This window comes from Acinetobacter lwoffii, assembly GCF_022967985.1.
Taxonomy (GTDB): Bacteria; Pseudomonadota; Gammaproteobacteria; order Pseudomonadales; family Moraxellaceae; genus Acinetobacter.
Genome location: NZ_JALJVC010000047.1, coordinates 1 through 3174, shown reverse-complemented (window position 1 = coordinate 3174; position 3174 = coordinate 1). Strand labels below are relative to the sequence as shown.

Genomic DNA, 3174 nt, shown 5'->3' with positions numbered 1-3174 from the left:
CAACAACTGTTTGGGTGTTGTATAGTCAAGCCTCACGAGCAATTAGTATTGGTCAGCTTCACATATCACTATGCTTCCACATCCAACCTATCAACGTCGTAGTCTTCAACGGCTCTTTAGGAGACATAAAGTCTCGGGGAAATCTTATCTTGAGGTAGGCTTCCCGCTTAGATGCTTTCAGCGGTTATCCCTTCCGAACATAGCTACCCGGCGATGCCACTGGCGTGACAACCGGTACACCAGAGGTTCGTCCACTCTGGTCCTCTCGTACTAGGAGCAGATCCTCTCAAATTTCCAACGCCCACGGTAGATAGGGACCGAACTGTCTCACGACGTTCTAAACCCAGCTCGCGTACCTCTTTAAATGGCGAACAGCCATACCCTTGGGACCTGCTTCAGCCCCAGGATGAGATGAGCCGACATCGAGGTGCCAAACACCGCCGTCGATATGAACTCTTGGGCGGTATCAGCCTGTTATCCCCAGAGTACCTTTTATCCGTTGAGCGATGGCCCTTCCATACAGAACCACCGGATCACTAAGACCTACTTTCGTACCTGCTCGACTTGTGGGTCTCGCAGTTAAGCGCGCTTTTGCCTTTATACTCTACGCGTGATTTCCGACCACGCTGAGCGCACCTTCGTACTCCTCCGTTACTCTTTAGGAGGAGACCGCCCCAGTCAAACTACCCACCAGACATGGTCCTCGTCCCGGATAACGGGACAGAGTTAGAACCTCAATATTACCAGGGTGGTATTTCAAGGACGGCTCCATCGCAACTAGCGTCGCGACTTCAAAGCCTCCCACCTATCCTACACAAGTAAGATCAAAGTTCAATGTCAAGCTGCAGTAAAGGTTCACGGGGTCTTTCCGTCTAGCCGCGGGTACACCGCATCTTCACGGCGAATTCGATTTCACTGAGTCTCTGCTGGAGACAGCGCCCCCATCATTATGCCATTCGTGCAGGTCGGAACTTACCCGACAAGGAATTTCGCTACCTTAGGACCGTTATAGTTACGGCCGCCGTTTACTGGGGCTTCGATCAAGAGCTTCGCTTACGCTAACCCCATCAATTAACCTTCCAGCACCGGGCAGGCATCACACCCTATACGTCCACTTTCGTGTTTGCAGAGTGCTATGTTTTTAATAAACAGTTGCAGGGGCCTGGTTTCTGAGGCTGTCGGCCGCTCAAGGAGCAAGTCCTATCACAGACAACAGCGTACCTTCTCCCGAAGTTACGGTACCATTTTGCCTAGTTCCTTCAGCAGAGTTCTCTCAAGCGCTTTGGTCTACTCGACCTGACCACCTGTGTCGGTTTCGGGTACGATTCCTGTGTAACTGAAGCTTAGAGACTTTTCCTGGAAGCATGGTATCAGCCACTTCACTGTACAAGTACAGCTTGCTATCAGTTCTCAGCATAGAGTACCCCGGATTTGCCTAAGATACATGCCTACAACCTTCCACCTGGACAACCAACGCCAGGCTGACTTAACCTTCTCCGTCCTCTCATCGCATTACACAGAAGTATTGGAATATTAACCAATTTCCCATCGACTACGCCTCTCGGCCTCGCCTTAGGGGTCGACTCACCCAGCCCCGATTAACGTTGGACTGGAACCCTTGGTCTTTCAGCGTGCGAGTTTTTCACTCGCATTGTCGTTACTCACGTCAGCATTCGCACTTCTGATACCTCCAGCAGACTTCTCAATCCACCTTCATCGGCTTACAGAACGCTCCCCTACCACGCATAATAAATTATGCATCCGCAGCTTCGGCATATAGTTTTAGCCCCGTTACATCTTCCGCGCAGGCCGACTCGACTAGTGAGCTATTACGCTTTCTTTAAAGGGTGGCTGCTTCTAAGCCAACCTCCTAGCTGTCTATGCCTTCCCACATCGTTTCCCACTTAACTATAATTTTGGGGCCTTAGCTGGCGGTCTGGATTGTTTTCCTCTTGACTACGGACGTTAGCACCCGCAGTCTGTCTCCCGGATAGTACTCATTGGTATTCGGAGTTTGCATCGGTTTGGTAAGTCGGGATGACCCCCTAGCCGAAACAGTGCTCTACCCCCAATGGTATTCGTCCGAGGCGCTACCTAAATAGCTTTCGGGGAGAACCAGCTATCACCAAGTTTGATTAGCCTTTCACCCCTATCCACAAGTCATCCCCTGGCTTTTCAACGACAGTGGGTTCGGTCCTCCAGTTAGTGTTACCCAACCTTCAACCTGCTCATGGATAGATCACCTGGTTTCGGGTCTATACCCAGCAACTAAACGCCCTATTAAGACTCGGTTTCCCTACGGCTCCCCTATGCGGTTAACCTCGCTACTGAATATAAGTCGCTGACCCATTATACAAAAGGTACGCAGTCACCGAACAAGTCGGCTCCCACTGCTTGTATGCATGCGGTTTCAGGATCTATTTCACTCCCCTCACAGGGGTTCTTTTCGCCTTTCCCTCACGGTACTGGTTCACTATCGGTCAGTCAGGAGTATTTAGCCTTGGAGGATGGTCCCCCCATATTCAGACAAGGTTTCACGTGCCTCGCCCTACTCGACATCATCATATAAGCCCTTTCGTGTACAGGACTATCACCGTCTACGGTCGCACTTCCCAGAGCGTTCCACTAGAACTTATATGACTTAATGGGCTCTTCCCCTTTCGCTCGCCGCTACTGAGGGAATCTCAATTGATTTCTTTTCCTAAGGGTACTGAGATGTTTCACTTCCCCTCGTTCGCCTTGCAACACTATGTATTCATGTTGCAATACCTACCTTATGGTAAGTGGGTTTCCCCATTCAGACATCTCCGGATCACAGGATATTTGCCGCCTCCCCGGAGCTTTTCGCAGGCTATCACGTCTTTCATCGCCTCTGACTGCCAAGGCATCCACCACATGCACTTAATTACTTGACTATACAACCCCAAACAGTCGTTTATCCTTACAAGTGGGATAAGCAACAGATTGTGATGATCTCTCATCACGCTCATACAGTTGGCGTTTGTGCACTTAAGCACCGTACAGCTTCAATTAGATTCATATACCAAAACGCTTGATTCAGTTAATTTCGCTAGAACTCATTTCTTGTAGTTGCCTACTTGAAACGAGTTTGAACAAATTATTTCAACTCAAATATATTCTGTTAATGATTTTTCCAGCCTTCGTCAGGTCAGG

At 49.6% G+C, this 3174-nt stretch carries 1 rRNA gene; it reads right to left on the bottom strand.

The features are described from left to right. Window positions 1–21: 21 nt before the first annotated feature. A 23S ribosomal RNA gene (locus MWG72_RS15360) occupies window positions 22–2915 on the bottom strand. Between the last annotated feature and the right edge of the window lie 259 nt (window positions 2916–3174).